Origin of the sequence: Flavivirga aquimarina (assembly GCF_030540835.1) — a bacterium.
Lineage (GTDB): Bacteria > Bacteroidota > Bacteroidia > Flavobacteriales > Flavobacteriaceae > Flavivirga > Flavivirga aquimarina.
In genome coordinates this window covers 24,292-44,633 of the sequence record NZ_JAUOEK010000161.1, presented here as the reverse complement: position 1 = coordinate 44,633, position 20,342 = coordinate 24,292, and the positions used below count along the sequence as shown (strand labels likewise).

General features: G+C 33.4%; 12 protein-coding genes. 6 read left to right on the top strand and 6 right to left on the bottom strand.

What is annotated here, in order from left to right; genetic code table 11:
• Window positions 1–215: 215 nt before the first annotated feature.
• The 6 genes from Q4Q35_RS17335 to panC form a co-directional block, all read right to left on the bottom strand.
• Window positions 216–4,130, bottom strand: a complete 3,915-nt coding sequence (locus Q4Q35_RS17335; RefSeq protein ID WP_303279281.1) for a DUF8693 domain-containing protein — start codon at window positions 4,128–4,130, stop codon at window positions 216–218.
• Between the two features lie 359 nt (window positions 4,131–4,489).
• Window positions 4,490–5,848, bottom strand: coding sequence for a DNA repair protein RadA (radA, locus tag Q4Q35_RS17330; RefSeq protein WP_303279280.1), 1,359 nt, complete (start codon window positions 5,846–5,848; stop codon window positions 4,490–4,492).
• 44 nt (window positions 5,849–5,892) lie between these two features.
• Window positions 5,893–7,041 (bottom strand): alpha/beta hydrolase, encoded by a 1,149-nt coding sequence (locus Q4Q35_RS17325; RefSeq protein WP_303279279.1) that lies wholly within the window; start codon window positions 7,039–7,041, stop codon window positions 5,893–5,895.
• A gap of 96 nt (window positions 7,042–7,137) precedes the next feature.
• Window positions 7,138–8,100, bottom strand: coding sequence for a lysylphosphatidylglycerol synthase transmembrane domain-containing protein (locus tag Q4Q35_RS17320; protein ID WP_303279278.1), 963 nt, complete (start codon window positions 8,098–8,100; stop codon window positions 7,138–7,140).
• Window positions 8,101–8,105: 5 nt separating this feature from the next.
• A complete protein-coding gene (gene panD, locus Q4Q35_RS17315) occupies window positions 8,106–8,456 on the bottom strand; it encodes an aspartate 1-decarboxylase (protein WP_300247592.1) in 351 nt (116 codons plus the stop codon).
• A 13-nt stretch (window positions 8,457–8,469) separates the two neighbouring features.
• Window positions 8,470–9,336: a pantoate--beta-alanine ligase gene (gene panC / locus Q4Q35_RS17310; protein WP_303279277.1), complete on the bottom strand. Its 867-nt coding sequence runs from the start codon at window positions 9,334–9,336 to the stop codon at window positions 8,470–8,472.
• Between the two features lie 198 nt (window positions 9,337–9,534).
• Between panC and Q4Q35_RS17305 the strand changes: the two genes are divergently transcribed.
• From Q4Q35_RS17305 to atpD, 6 genes are all read left to right on the top strand, one after another.
• Window positions 9,535–10,344 carry a glycogen/starch synthase gene (locus Q4Q35_RS17305; RefSeq protein ID WP_303279276.1) on the top strand — a complete coding sequence of 270 codons (810 nt, stop codon included), beginning with the start codon at window positions 9,535–9,537 and terminating at the stop codon, window positions 10,342–10,344.
• Window positions 10,345–10,369: 25 nt separating this feature from the next.
• Entirely contained in the window at window positions 10,370–12,034 is a 1,665-nt protein-coding gene (bamH, locus tag Q4Q35_RS17300) for a BamH family beta-barrel-assembly machinery protein (RefSeq protein WP_303279275.1), read from the top strand.
• 141 nt (window positions 12,035–12,175) lie between these two features.
• Entirely contained in the window at window positions 12,176–14,023 is a 1,848-nt protein-coding gene (glmS, locus tag Q4Q35_RS17295; protein ID WP_303279274.1) for a glutamine--fructose-6-phosphate transaminase (isomerizing), read from the top strand.
• Window positions 14,024–14,243: 220 nt separating this feature from the next.
• The gene (locus Q4Q35_RS17290; protein ID WP_303279273.1) at window positions 14,244–17,075 is read left to right on the top strand and encodes a TonB-dependent receptor; all 2,832 of its coding nucleotides are present in this window, start codon (window positions 14,244–14,246) and stop codon (window positions 17,073–17,075) included.
• A gap of 10 nt (window positions 17,076–17,085) precedes the next feature.
• Entirely contained in the window at window positions 17,086–18,594 is a 1,509-nt protein-coding gene (locus Q4Q35_RS17285) for an SGNH/GDSL hydrolase family protein (RefSeq protein ID WP_303279272.1), read from the top strand.
• 168 nt (window positions 18,595–18,762) lie between these two features.
• Entirely contained in the window at window positions 18,763–20,271 is a 1,509-nt protein-coding gene (gene atpD, locus Q4Q35_RS17280) for a F0F1 ATP synthase subunit beta (protein ID WP_303279271.1), read from the top strand.
• The last annotated feature ends 71 nt before the right edge of the window (window positions 20,272–20,342 follow it).

Genomic DNA, 20,342 nt, shown 5'->3' with positions numbered 1-20,342 from the left:
AGAAGTCACTTCGAGTGAAATTCTGGAAGAATTTTGTATCGAGAAGCTTTTTTAGTCGAAAATTTATTGGTTTTCGATACGATTTTTTGCAAGAATCACTCAAACTGACATAAATTTTCTTATCCGAGATTCACGTTATTTTAGGATGAGACACAATAATAAAAAAAGCCAAAATAAATATTTTGGCCCTTTTACTCTATTATAAAAAAACTAAACTAATTAAAAATAATCTTTTTGGTAAGCACCTCATTCATTTCTGTTCTTAAACATACTACATAGGCTCCGGTTGATATATTATTAAATTTAAAACCATTCTGTAAACTTTCTGTTGGTACATTTTCGACTTCTAAAACGGTTTGTCCTCTCATATTAATTAAAGACAGCTTCTTAACTCCGCTATTTAACTTTTTAGCAAATAAGGTGTTTGTTTTATTTTGATAATAAATATAATTTTCGGTAAAAGTTGCTTCTTCTGCACTCAGGGTTTTGGCTTCATCTTGAAAAACAATTTCAAATCTACTATTAAACTTGCCTTGTTCTGAGTTAAAACTGTATACTTCCTTATTTGTTAATTCAAAATAGTCTCCTGTTAAATTATCTCTTAAATAAACTTCTTGATCTTCGTCTAGGTTTTCTATTTCTGTAATTTTAATTTCAAACGAATTATCTCCTGACGATTTAAAGTTTAGAGGTATTGTTTTATCTATAGTAATAGGTCCATAAGCCTGTATATTCATATTCTTGCCTTCTAAACTTAAATTAAAATCGTTGTTATTAGATTCATCACATTCTGCATCATACCCATAATCATATCCATCTGTAGTTGTTTCACTAAACCCTAAGAGTAACTCTCTTCTTGTTTTTGGTCCAGATGTCGAATTAAATTCCAAACGAATTTTCTGCATGTCATTATTATCACTGTTATCTCCACTTTCTTTTCCGCTAGTACTGTTTTTAGATTTTGTATTACTGGATTTAAGAAATGAAGCTCCATTATTATATGTACCGTCTGCGTCTGACTCTTTAATGAATATACGCTGACCATTATTAAACTCAACCGTTCCATCTGCAATAATTTCTGTAATAAACCCTTGCCCTACTGGAAGATATCTTGAAGGCGTTATTGTTCCGTCTTGAGATCCATTATGAGCTCCTTCAATACCTACAAATTGATAGGCTCTTGTAGACCCTAGCTTATTTACTTGTGCATAGCCTCCTTTATATTCATTAAGGTAGTGTGAATCTCCAGCCCATTGTTGCCATAATTGTAATGTACCATCTATAACACCTACATTATCATCAATAAATTTATGAATATCTAAAGCGGATGGATATGGGTTTCCTAACAAATACTCTGTTTTTGATTCTGAGGCGACTGATCCCGGTCCTCCTGTATCTGTTACATTTACTAATATAGTTCCATTATTTGGTTTGCCCTCGAAAATATATTGTTGCTCTGTACCTGCATTGCCTGTTCCTTTCTGTGTATAGCCTACACCTACTTCCAGTCCTGTATTTGGTGACAGAGATGCCCAATCCCAATATGTTACACCATTTTTAAAAGTGTATAGCCAATAGGTACTAATTTTCCCTACTTCGTCATAAGCAGAAGTGAATGATAAATTAATTCCAGACTCATCTTTTATCATATCTAAGCTAAAGGGCGTATTATTGGTGTTGTTTGTTGAGGCATTATTATCTGTTAAATTGGAAATACCTGTAGCACCAACTGGTGATGACCAGTAGTTATATCTATATACATTTGAGGTACCTTCTTGACGCCTTAAAAGTTTTCCTGTTGCAGAAGTAACTAAATCACTATTCTCGGTCTGAATTAATTGACAATCGTCTTCCAAATCTAAAGTCCCGTTTAATTCTAAATACCATGAGTTTTCAACAACATTTTCGCTGTGAACCGTTAGCATACTTCCTGACTCAATTACTAAACCAGCTGTATTAATTGTATGACAAGCAGATACATCACTAGCTATTTTAACTATACTCCAATCTTTATTGGTAGCAATAGTTTCAATATCCCAAACATCACCGTGTTGCCATGTTGATTGTGTCGTCCAATCTCCATTATTTGAAGATGTATAAGGCATTGGCGCTGTTTGATCTTGTATGGTTGTAATATAATTTATATACAATTCTTTATCGTAACTTGAATAATCGGACGTTGTTCCTGTTACAATGTTAGTCATTGGATAATAAGCGATTAAATTAGCCCAAGGCACTACATTACTTGTAGCTGTATCATCTATATCTTTCCCTACAATAGCCCCTATGGTATTCCCCGAATTATTTTCAATTTCCTGATACACCATCTTTTTAATTTGCTCGGTTGTAAGGGCTATATCAAAAACTCTTACTTCATCAATATCTCCTTTAAAATACTCCTTGCTAGTAGTTTCATTAGAAAATCTACCAACTTCAAAATTCCCGTTAGAATCCTCAGTATTCTCAATGACTGCTCCGGTACTTCCAACATTTGTTGAACTCATCAATTCACCATCTATATATAACGTCATAACTCCTGTTGCACTTGAATAAGTCCCTGTTATATGATGCCATTCGTCATAATTAATGGCTGAGCAACTTGTGGTAGCTGCAGAGTTTCCTGATGTTGTAACAGTAAACATAGGTGTGTTGCCGTTTTGCAACCATATTTTACATCCTGTGTCTTCTCCTACTACAGTCATATTTGTAGTATTTCCAGAATCGGATTTTACCCATGCCATTAAAGTTACATGGTTTAACCCATCAATAAACGAAGCTCTGGATAAGTAATCATCTACGCCATCAAAATCTATAGATGCTATTGTTGGTGGATTTATATCAAATAAATCTCTATAATCTAGATCTCCGCCTGAAAATAAATCACTATCTGCATCTGGTAAAATGGTTAAGTCTGTAGGGTCTTCTATATCTTCATTTACATCAAAAAACGTATCCATAACACCATTTGTTTCAAAAGCATTATTTAAACCATCAGCATCTACATCGGCTGCGGTAAACGTATCTGCCATACCATTTTCTTGGATATCAGTATACCCATCATTATCTGAATCTTCGTCTAAATAATCTTTTAGACCATCTCGATCTGTGTCTTCTATAGAAGTAAGATCTGTACCTCCCATAGCAGATTCATAAACATCGTCTAAACCATTAGCATTAGCATCCGTAATACTTCCTCCTGTTGCATTACTAGGCGCTATATAACCAATTGTAGGTTGTGCTTCCACATTGTCTGGTATACCATCATTATCACTATCAATATCTACTGTGTCTAAAACTAAGTCATCATCAGAATCACATTTAGAGCTTACTCCAAAGTTTGTTAATCTGGTTCCTGTGCTTGTATGAGTTCCAGTAGCTCCATATAATAAATCAACATGAGAAAACATATCAAATTCCATATATAAATAGAAATCCGGATCATCTCCATGGGTACCTCCATCGTCTGGTTCGTTTACCCAATCTGTATTCGGAGCAACAAGCGTCGGATCTAATCTATACAAAGTATAACCCGCAGGATCCGGCCCATTAGCAAACCCTGCCTGCTCTAAATTTGTTGTCGCACTTAAAGAAGCAGTCACTGTTGATGTTACTGTACTAGGGTTAAACCCTGCTATTTCTGTAAAATCTCTTGATGATCTGGTATCAATATCTCTTGATTCTAAAATAATATTATAAAGTGTCGCAGGTATTCCAATAGGGTTTCCTGATGTTGCACTTCCTGCTTCTACTAAATCAAAGGAATAGGTGACATAATCATCTTGACTTGAATCAAAACCACTAACTCTTAATTCATTATTACAGTCTACTGTATAAGAACCATTAATAGTTATAATGGTTAAAACGATGTCGTAATATTGGTTCTGAAATAGAATAGCATTAGAGTACACCACTTTTTCACCCGCTTTTACATCACTCAAATTTGTAGCAGTTAGTAATGATGCATTGTTAAACTGAATAGCTGCAGAACACTCGTAGGTATCCATAATACCATCGTTATCATCGTCTATATCTATTGAATCTGGTATTCCATCTCCATCTGTATCTTGTGCAAAAGAAAAGTTGAATATAAACAAAGCCATAAACAGGCTAAAAAGTAGTTTTGCTTTCATAATTAATAGATTTGGGGTAATCGAAATTATCTTATATTCAGATAGTTATATATTTTTTTCGTTAAAAACTCAAATTTTTCTATCAAATACAATAAAATCGATGAAATGCATGCCATTTTGCTCACTTTCATTAATATATTGTATTGTTATTTGTATTAAAAATACGACTAATCTTGAGGGAAGAATATGTTAATTAGCAAAATCATTGATCTAAAATCAACAATCTTATAATACGTACTAAATACGCTACAATATTATTATAAAAAATCGATAAAAACTAATAAAAATCAGATTAAATACGTTTTTTTACGATAAAACGTATGTTTTATTCTCTGTAAGCTGCTTAAATTGCAAAAAAATTAGATAAGAATACCAACCAAATCTTCAATTTTAGAGATTAATTGAATTTTAATTTGGTTATTTTTTAATGATATTTTATTGTATTTGGACACAAAAATGGTTGAAAACCCAAGCTTTTCAGCTTCTAAAATCCGTTGTTCCACACGTTGTACTGGACGGATTTCTCCCGATAAACCAACCTCTGCAGCAAAACAAAAGTCTTTTTGTAATGCTGTATCCTCGTTAGAGGATAATATAGCAGCTACAACAGCCAAATCAATAGCAGGGTCATCGACTGTAATACCTCCTGTAATATTTAAAAAGACATCTTTTGCTCCTAACCTGAATCCTGCACGTTTTTCTAAAACTGCCAATAGCATATTAAGGCGCTTTGCGTTAAAACCAGTAGCACTTCGCTGAGGCGTACCATAAACTGCCGTACTAACTAGAGCTTGTACTTCTATCATTAACGAGCGCATACCTTCTAAAGTAGCAGCTATGGCATTCCCTGATAATTCTTCATCTTTTTTAGAAATTAAAATCTCTGATGGATTAGTAACCTCTCGAAGCCCGGAACCTTGCATTTCGTAAATACCTAATTCATTGGTAGAACCAAAACGGTTTTTATGCGCCCTTAAGATTCTAAACACATGGTTGCGGTCTCCTTCAAACTGCAATACGGTATCTACCATGTGTTCTAAAATTTTAGGACCTGCAATATTTCCATCTTTTGTAATATGACCGATTAGCAAAACTGGAGTGGCTGTTTCTTTAGCAAATTTTATAAGCTCGGTGGTACATTCTTTTATCTGCGAAATACTTCCCGATGAAGACTCAATATAATCACTATGTAGTGTTTGAATGGAATCAATGATAACAATATCTGGCTCTAAGGCTTCAATTTGCTTGAATATATTTTGTGTTTTTGTTTCTGTTAAAATATAACAGTTATTATTATTTGGATTAACGCGTTCCGCTCGCATTTTTATTTGTTTCTGACTCTCTTCACCAGAAACATATAAGGTTTTATAAGGTAATTTTAATGAAATTTGAAGTAGGAGTGTACTCTTTCCAATGCCTGGCTCTCCTCCCAATAAAGTTAAAGATCCTGGCACGATACCACCTCCTAGTACGCGGTTAAACTCCCCATCATAGGTATCAAGTCTTGGTTCTTTAGAAACATCTATGTCTTTTATTCGTAATGGAACAGATGCTTTCTTCGCAGTAGATGTTGGGGTTTTCCAATCATTCTTTTCAGGTTTTTGAATAACTTCTTCAACAATGGTATTCCACTCTTTACAAGCATTACATTGTCCCTGCCATTTCGCATATTGTGTTCCACAGTTTTGACAAAAAAAAGTCGTTTTTACTTTTGCCATTTAATCTTTTTGGAATTTATAATTTGAGATTCGGAATTTCATTATTAATACCCAAAATCTTCTTTAATTAAATCCACTTTCTCAATTAGTAAGTCTTTTGTAATACCAGCTATTTCTTTTAGTGTATAAGCTGTTTGATAGGTGCGCATTGCTTTTTTTGGTTCACCCATTTCTTCATAAAACCGAGCTAAATAATAACCTCCTAAAAGTGTTTTCGGATATTCGTCTCTAGCAATTTTACCTAATTCTTCATAATATTCAAACTGTTCGGTTTTTTCAATAGCTGCCGAAATAGCTTTAAAATCGTTAATCAGAATTTTCTTTTCAAGTCCAAATAAATCATTAATCGCTTGGTATTTTTCAACTAAATATGTTACTGGAGAATACTCTAATTCAAGTATTATCTCTTTGTATTCTTTTTTACTAATAGGCTGAAATACTTTAAAAATATTCTCAATAGCATTTGGCAATCCGTGCAAAGGAGCCGAGTAATGAGATGGTTTTTCAAAGCTTTCGAAATTATAAGATAAGTTTTCGTTGTCTATAGCAGCAATATCTTTGTTTAAAGCATCTGTCATTTTTTTTATAGAGCTTGGGTCATTTTTAGTATTTGCTAAATAATAGAATATTTTAGATTCTAACTTACTTAACTGCTCTGGAAGATAATCTATCATATTTGGAGCTAATTCCGGACTAACAGCAATATATCCTTGAAACACCGGCTTAGGCTTTAATAAAAAATAATTAATAAAATTGGCTGTTTCTCCATGACCTACAGCTACTTTAAAATTGGCTGTTCTATATGTTTTTTCTATATAAGGAATAAGTTCCATTCCTATAAATTCAAAGAAGCTAGCGCCCGTTTCTATTGGTAAAGAGTTTTGTTCGGAATACATACAATCATCAAATCGTTTATCAATCTGATTAACTCCTACTATAATAGATTCCGGCATGTCTTCCCAATAGGAATAATAATCTACATTTCCAGCTACTGCTTCGAATAGATAATCGCCATCAAATACAACGAATAACGGATAATTTTTATCTACATTATTATTATAGCCCCTTGGTAACTGTATCTTAAGCTCTCTGGATTCTCCTAGTTTTGAAGATTCAATTGTTTCGTATTTAACTTGGGCATTGGTAAAATGAACGGATAAGATAAACAGTAAAATATAAGGTATTTGTTTCATTTTTAATAAATGATTTGAAATTTGATATTGGCAAGGTAATAAATAATGAGAGAGATTAAAAGCAAAGTTTTTATAAGCTATACAGAAATTTCAAACTTACGGGTTTGATCTTTTTCTGTTATAAATAGGTAAATAAATTAATGATACGCCTCCAAAAATAATAATCATTAGTGTTTGAGATGCCCACATAATCCAGCCAAAAGCGATACTTGGATCTTCTGCAATTCCAAAAATTGAAAAAGCGGCATATATAGCCAAGGGATAAGAACCTATACCACCATTTGTAGCTGCAATACTAAAACTTGCTGAAATAAAGCCTATTAAAATAGCACCTATAGATATCCCGTGTAATTCTTCTATAGATAATGATGTTATATAAAACATAAGTACGTACATCCCCCAAATAAAAAGTGTATGAAAAATAAATGCCCACTTTTTTTTCATTTTAAAAATGCTTAAAGCACCTTCTATTAAACCATTAACAAAGGTTCTTATTTTTAAGGCTATTTTAGAGTTACTTTTCTTTATATATCTTGAAAACAAAACAACTAAAAAACTAACTAAAATAAGAGCTATAATAATTTTTATAGGGTCGAATTTTTCAATTAAAAAGCTATAAATAAAATCGAATTGCAGAAAAAGTGTTATCGCAATAATTCCAAACATAACTATTAAATCCGCAATACGTTCTGCAACTATAGTCCCAAACCCTTTTTCAAAAGGTACACCTTCGTAATTTGTAAGTATAGAAGCTCTGGCAACTTCACCTGCTCTTGGAATCGTATAGTTTATTAAATACGTAGCAAATACGGCCATAACACTATTACCAAACTTAATTTTGTACCCCATTGGTTCTAGCATAAACAACCAACGGTATGCTCTGGATAAATGACTCAAAAAACCCAAGAACATTCCTAAAATAATCCATAAATAATCTGATTCTTTTAGATATACTAATAACTCATCTACTGAAACTTTAGACAGCGAATACCAGACCAAAAAAACTCCCAATAATAATGGGAGTGTAATCTTTAGTATTCTTGTTATCTTTTGATTCAAAACCTCTATTTTAACAAGTTAGTTGCTTCATCTGGAAAGACTAACGAAGGCTTAAAGACTTTAGCTTCTTCTATATCCATAAAAGCATAAGTAATTAATATTAACGTATCGCCAACAGAAACTTTTCTGGCAGCTGCACCATTAAGCGTAATTTCTCCACTGTTACGTGGACCGGGAATACAATATGTTTCTAAACGTTCACCATTATCATTATTAACAATTTGAACTTTTTCTCCTTGTATAATATTAGCGGCTTCCATTAAGTCTTCATCAATAGTGATACTACCTATATAATTGAGTTCTGCACCTGTGCATTTTACTCTATGAATTTTAGATTTTACTACTTGAATTTGCATGCAACAAAGATAATTAATTTAATGCGATATTATCTATAAGTCTAATATCATCTGCATATACAGCTATAAAAGCTCGATATGATTTTTTTTTCCGATAACTATCGGGAGATTTACGTTTAACTGCTTTTAAAGTATTAACATCTGCAATAATAAAATATTCCAATTCTAATAAATCATGTTTTGCAAATTGTTTTTCAACCCATTCTAACACTTTATTAGCACTTTTTGTGCCAAAATGTTTTTTGGCAGCTGTTAAAGTTTTATAAATAAAAGGAGCCGCTTTTTTATACGCTGGCTTTAGTCGAGTATTACGCGAACTCATTGCTAAACCGCTTGCTTCTCGATATATTTTACAGCCAACAACATTAACTGGAATATGGTTTTTTTCAACCATTTTTTTTATAATCTGTAATTGTTGAAAATCTTTTTCTCCAAAATATGCATTATGTGGTTTTACAATCTCGAAAAAACGCTTAACAATAGTACCAACTCCGTCAAAATGTCCATCACGAAATTTACCCTCCATTTCAAATTCTAATCCATCAAAATCAAAACTTTGGGAAACCGTTTTACCTTCATAAATATCATCAACAGTTGGTGCATAAACAATAATCCGGTCTTTACTCACAGTTTTTAACAATTCCAGATCTTTCTTAAGTGTCCTAGGGTACTTTTTCAAGTCTTCACTATTATCAAATTGGGTAGGGTTTACAAAAATACTAACCACCACTTTATCATTATTATCCAGAGCTTTTTTAACCAATTGCAAATGCCCTTCATGCAAAGCTCCCATTGTAGGAACCAAGCCTAATGTTAGCTGTTTTGCTTTAAAAGCATTAATAATTGACGTAATTTGCTGTTTTTCTGAGTAAAATTCCACTTTTTAATAAAAAATTAACGCGTGCAAACTTAAGATTTTACAACCAATTAGCATAAAATTTTGTACTTTTGCGTGTTTTTTATTTTGAATTTTCAAAAGCAGCATGATTAAAAAACAAGCTTTACTAAATTTCTCTTTAAAAAGAAATCGTTATTAACTAGCTATATTCGACCATAAAAAGTCAACAAAAACAAACATATGAAAGATAAGAGGATATTATATGTATCATCTGAAGTAGTGCCTTATTTACCTGAAACCGAAATTTCTTCCATGTCCTTTGAAGCACCTAGATTGGTGAATCAGCAAGGTGGACAAATAAGGATATTTATGCCTCGATACGGTAATATAAATGAGCGCAGGCATCAACTACACGAAGTGATAAGATTGTCTGGTATAAATCTGGTGATAAACGATTTAGATATGCCTCTTATTATTAAGGTAGCATCTATTCCAAAGGAACGCATACAGGTTTACTTTATTGATAATGATGAATACTTTAAAAGAAAGGCTACATTGACTGATGAAGGAGGTAAGCTATTTTCTGATAATGATGAACGTGCTATTTTCTTTGCAAAAGGCGTTATTGAAACCGTTAAGAAATTAAATTGGTCTCCAGACATTATACATGTTCATGGTTGGTTGGCATCATTATTGCCCTTATACTTAAAAGAATATTACAAAGACGAACCTTTATTTAACGAAAGCAAAATTGTTACTTCGGTTTATAATCAAAGTTTTAACAATACTTTAAATAAAGACATGCTTAATAAAATTAAATTTGACAACATAAATGAAGATGCTGTTAGTGTACTTGAAGAACCAACATATAATAACTTAATGAAAGTTGCTATTGATTATTCTGATGCACTAATTGTAGGATCGGAAAGTATCCCCGATGATTTAAAATCCTATTTAGAAGCATCTGACAAGCCTGTTTTAGAATACAAAAACAAAGATGAATTTGGTGAAGCTTATACAACATTTTTTAATACCAGCGTTTTAAGTTAACTCAATATATTCATTTAACATATATATGAAAAATACATTAAAAGCCCTTAAATTTTCTACTGCCTTTCTACTAATCCTTTCATCTTTTATTGCATGCGATAAAGATTTTAGTATTATAGAAAGTCAAGTTTTAGGAAAAGGAAATACTAACTTCACAATAGACAGTTTAAATATCCCTATAACTGCATATAATAAAAAACTTAATTCTTTAAAGATCAATAATTTAATCTCCGCTAATGATTTAAACTCTGCTTTACTTGGGGTTTTTGATGATCCGGAATTTGGAAGAACCACTGCCAGTATAATAGCTCAAATAACGCCATCTTCTTTTGATCCTAATTTTGGTGTTAATCCGGTTATAGATTCGGTTATTTTAACAATCCCTTATTTTAGTAGGCCTACTGGTTTAGATGGTGACGATGTTACATACACTATTGAAGACTCTTTATATGGAGATCCATCTAACGAAGTTACGCTAACTATATATCGCAATAATTATTTCTTAAGAAGTCTTAATCCAAATTCAACTAGCAGTGCTCAAAATTATTTTTCGTATGCCAATGGAGATATAAACACAACTGATAATTTTGCACTTATTGAAAACAATGTAATAAATTTTGATAATCATAAAAGTGACATACTAAAAGATACTACATTCACACCAATTCCTGATGTTGTTAAAACAACTGTTGGAGAAGGTGATGAAGCAGTGACCACAGACTCTGAACCTGCTTTTAGAGCACATCTTTATAAAGATTTTTGGGCCTCTACAATTATAGACCAAGAAGGAACATCTGTGTTAAGCAATCCTAGTAATTTTAATGATTATTTTAGAGGCTTATATTTCAAAGCAGGAACTGTAGATGATAAAGGAAATATGGTTTTATTAAATCTTGCTTCTTCTAATGCCAACATTGTTATGTACTACACAAGTGGAGAAGATGATACTAGAATACAATCTACTTACTCCTTTAGTTTTAGCGGAAACATACTTAATACCTTTATTAATGATTATATTACATTAGAGAATGGAGATTCTGATTTAGGAGATGAAACGATTTATTTAAAAGGGACTGAAGGTTCTATGGGTGTTGTTGATTTATTTAGCAACGATGACGACGCTCTGGAGGATTTCAAAAGAGATTTTAGGGCTACCGATGAAAGTGGTGAATATATAACAGATGATACAACCGGGGAATTTGTGCTTAAAAAGCTCATTAATGAAGCGCAATTGATTATCTATGAAGATGAATCATTAACATACTCTGGTGATGAAGATTATCATAAATATGATAGAATTTATGCTTATGATATTAAAAATAATACGCCTATCATTGATTATTTTATTGACCTTACCGAAAATGAAAGTGAACCCTACAATTCTTTTTTTATTCACTTGGGCCAACGTGATTCCGATCAAAAAAAATACAAAATACGTCTTACAGAACATTTAAATAATATATTGCTAAGAGATTCTATGAATACTAAAATAGGATTGACATTATCAACTAATGTTAATATTACTACTCAGGCAGAAATATTAGAAAGTGAAGACGATGTTACTGCTATTCCAGAAACAGCTATATTAACACCTAGAGGAACTATTTTACATGGAAGCAATGAAAATGTTGTTCCAAGCAAAAAAAGAATGGAATTACAAGTGTTTTTTACAAAACCCGAAAACAACTAATAAAATCTTTTCCATAGAAGAATTTACTAAAACAAGAATTTCATCGTATAAATTACTGCCTTTATGTAATTTATAATAATTATTATAAATTTATTTTACATATTTGCTCCAAACTAAAATTAACTAATAAATTTTTTACTTATGTGCGGAATAGTAGGATACTTAGGCCCCAGAGAAGCTTATCCAATTATCATAGAAGGTCTTAAACGCTTAGAATATAGAGGATACGATAGTGCCGGAATAGCATTATTTGATGGTAACGACCTTAAAGTTTCTAAAACCAAGGGAAAAGTAGCAGATTTAGAAGCACGCTCTGAAAAAGAAATTACTAAACATGGAAGTGTTGGTATTGGACATACGCGTTGGGCAACACATGGGGTGCCAAACGATGTAAATTCGCATCCGCATATATCAAACTCTGGAGAATTAGTAATCATTCATAATGGAATTATAGAAAATTATGAATCTCTTAAAAAAGAGCTAATTTCGAGAGGTTACACATTTCAGTCAGACACAGATACAGAAGTACTGGTAAACTTAATTGAGGATGTAAAAAAACAGGAAAAGGTAAAGCTTGGTAAAGCTGTACAAATTGCACTAAATCAAGTAATAGGAGCATATGCCATTGCTGTTTTCGATAAAAATAAGCCTGAAGAAATTGTTATTGCCCGTTTAGGAAGTCCATTAGCTATTGGTATTGGTGAAGACGAATTTTTTATTGCAAGTGATGCCTCTCCTTTTTTAGAATATACTAAAGATGCCATTTATTTAGAAGATGAAGAGATGGCTATTATCAGGTTTCATAAAGGCATAAAAATTAGAAAAATCAAAGATGACTCTTTAGTTGATCCTTACATTCAAAAGCTTCAACTAAACTTAGAGGAAATAGAAAAAAGTGGTTACGATCATTTTATGCTAAAAGAGATTCATGAACAACCTAAAGCAATTACAGATACTTACAGAGGCAGACTTCTTAGACATGAAGCCATTATAAAAATGGCTGGGGTTGAAGACAACATGAAGAAGTTCTTAAATGCAGATCGTATTATCATTGTAGCATGTGGAACTTCGTGGCATGCTGGGTTAGTAGCAGAATATATTTTTGAAGATTTGGCCAGAGTGCCCGTAGAAGTTGAATATGCTTCTGAGTTTAGATATCGTAACCCAATTATTACGGAAAAAGATGTGCTTATAGCCATTTCACAATCCGGAGAAACAGCAGATACATTAGCAGCTATTAAATTGGCAAAATCTAAAGGCGCTTTTGTGTTTGGTGTGTGTAATGTTGTTGGTTCATCTATTGCCAGAGAAACAGATGCAGGAGCTTATACGCATGCTGGCCCGGAAATTGGAGTTGCTTCAACAAAAGCTTTTACAACTCAAATTACAGTTTTAACCTTAATGGCATTGCGATTAGCAAGAGCCAAAGGAGCTATTAGTAGTTCAGATTTCCGAAATCACCTATTAGAATTAGAAATGATTCCTAAAAAAGTTGAAGAATCTTTGAAATCTGAAGCACACATTAAAATGATTGCAGATGCTTATAAAGATTCTCACAATTGTTTATATTTAGGTAGAGGCTTTAACTTCCCTGTGGCATTAGAGGGTGCCTTAAAACTAAAAGAGATTTCATATATACATGCAGAAGGTTATCCAGCTGCAGAAATGAAACACGGTCCTATAGCTTTAATTGATGAAAATATGCCTGTAATAGTCATAGCTACTAAAAAAGGGCACTACGAAAAAGTAGTTAGTAATATTCAGGAAATAAAATCCCGTAAAGGAAAAATTATAGGTATAGTAACCCAAGGAGATGTTCAGGTAAAAGAATTAGCAGATCACGTTATTGAAATTCCTGAAACCTTGGAATCGCTTTCTCCATTATTAACTACTATACCACTTCAATTATTATCTTATCACATTGCTGTGATGTTAGGTAAAAATGTAGATCAGCCAAGAAACTTGGCAAAATCTGTCACTGTAGAGTAATCACTCGCCCTTCTTAACATAAGTTTATATAATCATTATACCTTCTATAGGTATAATGATTATATTCAAAAAATACCTTTTTTCTTTACATAAAAATCATTTTTATGCATGATTTTTTGCTGATAAATATTATGCGCGCATAATTTTTTTCTGTTTTTATGCTCAAGTAACGTTTAATATTTTTATATTGTTAAAAAAAACATAATCTAATTCTTACTAAATGAAGCCAATTTTATCAATTTTACTGTTGTTCTTTTGTGGGTTAACTTATTCACAAACGACTATTTCAGGTTCTGTTGTTGACGAAAACAACCAACCTATTCCTGGAGCAAATGTTATTATTGTTGGCACTTCGACAGGTGTCGCAACTGACTTTGATGGTAATTTCTCTCTTACTGTTAATCAAAATCCGCCGTTTAGCGTTCAAGCAAGCAGTATCGGATTTGAAAGTGTTACTGAAGAAGTAACGTCAAATATTCAAACTTTAAATTTTATTCTTAACGAGGGAACTTCATTAGATGAAGTGGTGATTTCTGCTTCAAGAACCCCGGAACGAATTTTTGAATCACCAGTAACTGTGGAACGGTTTGGGTTAAAAGCAATAAAAAATACAGCCTCTTCAGATTTCTACGATGGGTTAGAAAACTTAAAAGGTGTTGATATTAACACGAATAGTTTAACCTTTAAATCTATTAATACCAGAGGTTTTGCAACATTTGCAAATACACGTTTTATGCAATTAGTAGATGGTATGGACAATGCCGCACCCGCTCTTAATTTTCCTTTAGGGAACTTATTAGGGATGATAGAAACAGATGTACAGAGTATAGAGCTTCTACCAGGAGCAGCCTCTGCTCTTTATGGTGCTAATGCATTTAATGGTATATTATTTATGCAAAGTAAAAGTCCCTTTGATCATACTGGGATTAGTGCTTACTATAAACAAGGTATTACATCTCAAGAAGCTGCAGGGGATAATGATTATAGAGATTATGGTATTCGTGTTGCCCACAAATTCAGCGAAAAATTTGCAGCAAAAATTAATTTCAGTTATTTACAAGGAACCGATTGGGTCGCTAACGATACAAGAGGGAAAGATCGAAATACTACTTTTGTAGAAAGTAATAGCACCAGAGAAAATGACATCGATTATGATGGTGTTAATGTATATGGTGATATTGCTACAATTAATATCAAAACTGTTGCTGATAGGCTAGCAGAACTAGGACGGTTACCTAACCCCGCTTTAGCTAACCTAGTACCCTCTGTAAATGTGAGTAGAACAGGATACCATGAAGCAGATTTAACAGATTATGATGCTAAAAGTATAAAAACTGATTGGGGGTTATACTATAGACCATGGGCAACCGATTTTGAAATTCAATATGTAGGTAAAATAGGTTCCGGATCTACTGTGTATCAAGGTTCCAATAGATACTCAATAAAGAATTTCTTTTTACAACAACATAAGTTAGAAATAAAAAACGATAACTTTTTCTTAAGAGGTTATGTCACGGCAGATAACGCAGGAGACTCTTACGATATGGTGTTTACAGGTGTAAATATAAACAGGCAATGGAAAGCAGACGATGTTTGGTTTGGCGAATATACTGGTGCTTTTATAGAAGGTACATTGGCTGGATTAAATGCTAATGAAGCACATGCTAATGCAAGGCAAGTAGCAGATACAGGAAGATATGAACCTGGAACACCTGAATTTCAAAGTGCCTTCAATACAGTAATAAATGATCCAGATGTATTAACTGGGAGTAAATTTAGAGATGAGTCTAAAATCTACCATTCCGATGCTAATTATAACTTCAGCCATTTGACAGATTTTGCCGAAATTCAAGTTGGTGGCTCCTATAGAAAATATGTATTAAACTCATTTGGTTCCATTTATACAGATAAATTAGAAGAAATTCCATATTCAGAAGTTGGTCTGTATACACAAATTCAAAAGAAATTCTTAGAAGATGAACGCTTAAAACTAACAGCGTCTATCCGTTACGACAAATCAGAACTTTTCGATGCCTTTTTCTCCCCAAGGTTATCTGTTGGTTATAATTTAGGGGAAGATAATAACCATAATTTAAGAGCCTCTTTTCAAACAGGTTTTAGAAATCCAGACACGCAAGCCTTATACATTGGTTTTAATGTAGGAAGCATTATTTTATTAGGTAGTGCACCAGATAACCCCGAAAGAGATTTAAGAACAGTTAGTGGCGACGAAATTTCAACCACTGGACAAAGTATTATTGGTAATAGCTTTAATTATGATGGTACTGGAGCTTATAATAACTCCTTTACAAGAACTTCGGTTGCGGCATTTGCTGCTTCACAAAATCCTGCAGATCTAAGAATAGCGAATCCTGGTATTGTAAAACCAGAACAGGTTAGTTCGTATGAAGTAGGTTATCGAGGAAAACTAGACAAGGTTATTATTGATTTTAGTGCTTACCTAAATCAATATCAAGATTTTATCACCACTGTAGATGTTGTTAACCCATATTATGGAGATGTTGAATTATCTCAAACTGCTCCTGGCGGAACTCCTTTAGCTATAGTTGCAATAGCTAACAGCGACTTTCAAGCTTATAGAGCCTATACAAATACAACAGCAGATGTTAATTCTTATGGTGCTGCATTAGGCGTAACTACTAAGATATTTGGAAACTATGATTTAGGTATGAATTATACCTATGCCAAATTAGATTTTGATCGTGATGCTAATCCAGATTTTCAAACAAACTTTAACACACCAGAGCACAAAGTAAAAGCGTCTTTTGGAAATACTAATTTATTTAAAAACTTCGGTTTTAATGTCGCCTGGAGATGGAGTGATGATTATGTTTGGGAAGCTTCTTTTGCAACAGCAGAAGTTCCTGCTTACCATGTTTTAGACGCACAAATAAATTTACGTGTCCCTTCTTTAAAATCAACATTTAAAGCAGGTGCTTCTAATCTTTTAGGAGATGAGTATTTTACAGCAGTGGGAACAGGACTAATAGGTTCTCAATTTTACCTTTCATGGACAATTAATAACTTATAAAAAGATCATTATGAAATATAGATATATATACCTTTTTGTCCTTGCTTTAGGATTTTTTGCTTGCGACGAAGACGATAACATATTACCAGAAGAAGTCATTTTACCAGAATTAACAGCTGGTTCTGCAGATTTTTCAAATTACGTAGCTGTAGGTGCTTCATTTACAGCTGGTTTTACAGATGGTGGTTTATTTAAAGCCTCACAGGAAAATTCATTCCCTAACATTTTATCAAAAGAATTTGCAAAAGTAGGGGGTGGTACTTTTACACAACCTTTAATGAGTGACAATACAGGAGGTATTTTAGTTGGTGGTAACGTAGTACGAGGTTATAGGTTCGTTTTTAATAGCGACATTCCCGGACCTCAATCGTTAGATGCTTTTTTAACAAGTTTGGGAGCATCAGTTCCTCCTATTACAACTGAAGCTGGCATAAGTGTTGGTAGTGATTTTAATAACTTTGGTATTCCCGGTGCAAAAAGTTGGCATCTTGTAGCACCTGGTTATGCTGGATTAAATCCATACTATGAGCGTATAGCATCTGATCCAACAGCAACTGTTTTGGCCGATGCCATAGCACAGAACCCTACATTTTTTACTTTATCTGAAATTGGAGGGAATGATGTATTAGGTTATGCAACATCTGGTGGAGATGGTTCTAATCTAATTACAGATAGCGCCACTTTTAATGATGCACTTAATGCACTTATTACTGGGTTAACTTCTGGAGGAGCTAAAGGTGTTGTAACTAATGTACCGTTTATTACGGATTTACCACATTTTACTACAGTACCTCATAATCCTATTCCTTTAGATGCAACAACAGCGACGTTTTTAAACAGTGCCGCGGCTTACGGCGCTTATAATTCTGGTATCCAAGGAGCATTTGCTTTTCTAGTTGCAAATACACCTTTAACTCAAGAATTAGCGGATATTGAAATTGCAAAAAGAACAATAACCTTTGAAGCTTCTGCAAATAATGCTGTTGTAATTATGGATGAAAGCTTAACAGACTTAACAGGAATAAATGAAGATTTGGTAAGTATGAGACAAGCAACTGCTGAAGATTTATTTGTATTACCTGCATCAGCATTTATAGGAACAGAGGCCATTCCTGGAAACGCACAGACTGTTAATGGCGTCGCTGTTCCATTAGCAGACAAGTGGGTATTAACTCCAGAAGAACAAGAAAACATTAAAGAAGCAATAGACGCCTATAATGCAGCTATAGAAGCTATAGCAAACACCAATGATGATATTGCACTGGTAGATCTCAATGCTATTCTTAGTGAAACTGCTAACACAGGTATCAATTTTGATGGTTTTAATCTTAATGCAGATTTGGTTACAGGTGGAGCCATCGGACTGGATGGTATACATCTAACAGCAAGAGGCTATGCTCTCATGGCTAATAAATTTTTAGAGGCTATTGATGCTGCATTCGGTTCAAACTTTATTGCATCTGGAAATATTGTTAGAGCAAATGATTATCCAACAAATTATTCGCCAACATTACAATAAGAAACCATTATAATTTAGTTATAAAGCACCTTCAAATTGGAGGTGCTTTTTTCATTATAAAAAAGCTTGAAAAACAACTTTATTTTTAAATTAAAAAATATATCTTTGCACGCGAAAACTAAGAGTGTTTTCATACAATTAAATCGCATAATATTAAACACATAAGTAATGTCTAAAGTTACAGGTAAAGTTGCACAAATAGTAGGTCCGGTAATCGATGTTGAATTCGGTGCTGGTTCTGAACTTCCAAAAATTTACGATTCATTAGAAATTAAAAGACCTGATGGTTCTATATTAGTACTAGAAGTACAGTCTCACATTGGTGAAGATACAGTTCGTACGATTGCTATGGATTCTTCTGATGGTCTAAGTAGAGGAACTGAAGTTACTGCTACAGGTGCTCCTATACAAATGCCGATTGGTGACGATGTTTACGGACGTTTATTTAATGTAATTGGAGATGCTATTGATGGTCTTGGAGATTTACCTAAAGCTAATGAAGCTGGGTTACCAATTCACAGACAAGCGCCTAAATTTGAAGATTTATCAACGTCTACTGAAGTTTTATTTACAGGTATTAAAGTAATCGATTTAATTGAGCCTTATGCAAAAGGTGGTAAAATTGGTTTATTTGGTGGTGCTGGTGTAGGTAAAACAGTATTGATTCAGGAGTTGATTAACAATATTGCAAAAGGACACGGTGGTCTTTCAGTATTTGCAGGTGTTGGAGAAAGAACTCGTGAAGGGAATGACCTTTTAAGAGAAATGTTAGAATCTGGAATTATTCGTTACGGTGATGATTTTATGCACTCTATGGAAGAAGGTGGTTGGGATTTATCTAAAGTAGATAAATCTAAAATGAAAGAATCTAAAGCTACTTTCGTATTCGGACAAATGAATGAGCCTCCTGGAGCACGTGCACGTGTTGCCTTATCTGGTTTAACGATTGCTGAGTATTTCCGTGATGGTGCTGGAGAAGGACAAGGAAAAGATGTATTATTTTTCGTAGATAACATTTTCCGTTTTACACAAGCTGGTTCTGAGGTATCTGCATTACTTGGTCGTATGCCATCTGCAGTAGGTTACCAACCGACATTAGCAACAGAGATGGGTGCGATGCAAGAGCGTATTACATCAACTAAAAGAGGTTCTATTACATCTGTACAAGCGGTTTACGTACCTGCAGATGATTTAACGGATCCTGCTCCTGCGACAACCTTTGCTCACTTAGATGCAACAACGGTATTATCTCGTAAAATTGCAGAGTTAGGTATTTATCCTGCGGTAGACCCATTAGATTCTACATCTAGAATTCTAACAGCAGACATCTTAGGAGATGAGCATTATAACTGTGCGCAGAGAGTAAAAGAGCTTTTACAACGTTATAAAGAATTACAAGATATTATTGCTATTCTTGGTATGGAAGAATTATCTGAAGAAGATAAATTGGCTGTAGGTAGAGCTAGACGTGTACAACGTTTCTTATCACAACCTTTCCACGTAGCAGAGCAGTTTACAGGTATACCAGGTGTATTAGTTGATATTAAAGAAACTATTAAAGGGTTTAACATGATTATGGATGGTGAATTAGATCACTTACCAGAAGCCGCGTTTAACCTTAAAGGAACTATCGAAGAAGCTATCGAAGCTGGAGATAAAATGCTTGCTGAGGCGTAGCCGAAGCAAGTGCTGAATTTATTTCAGCATCTTTAAAATTGAATTTTCAATAAAATTTAAAAACCCTGAAA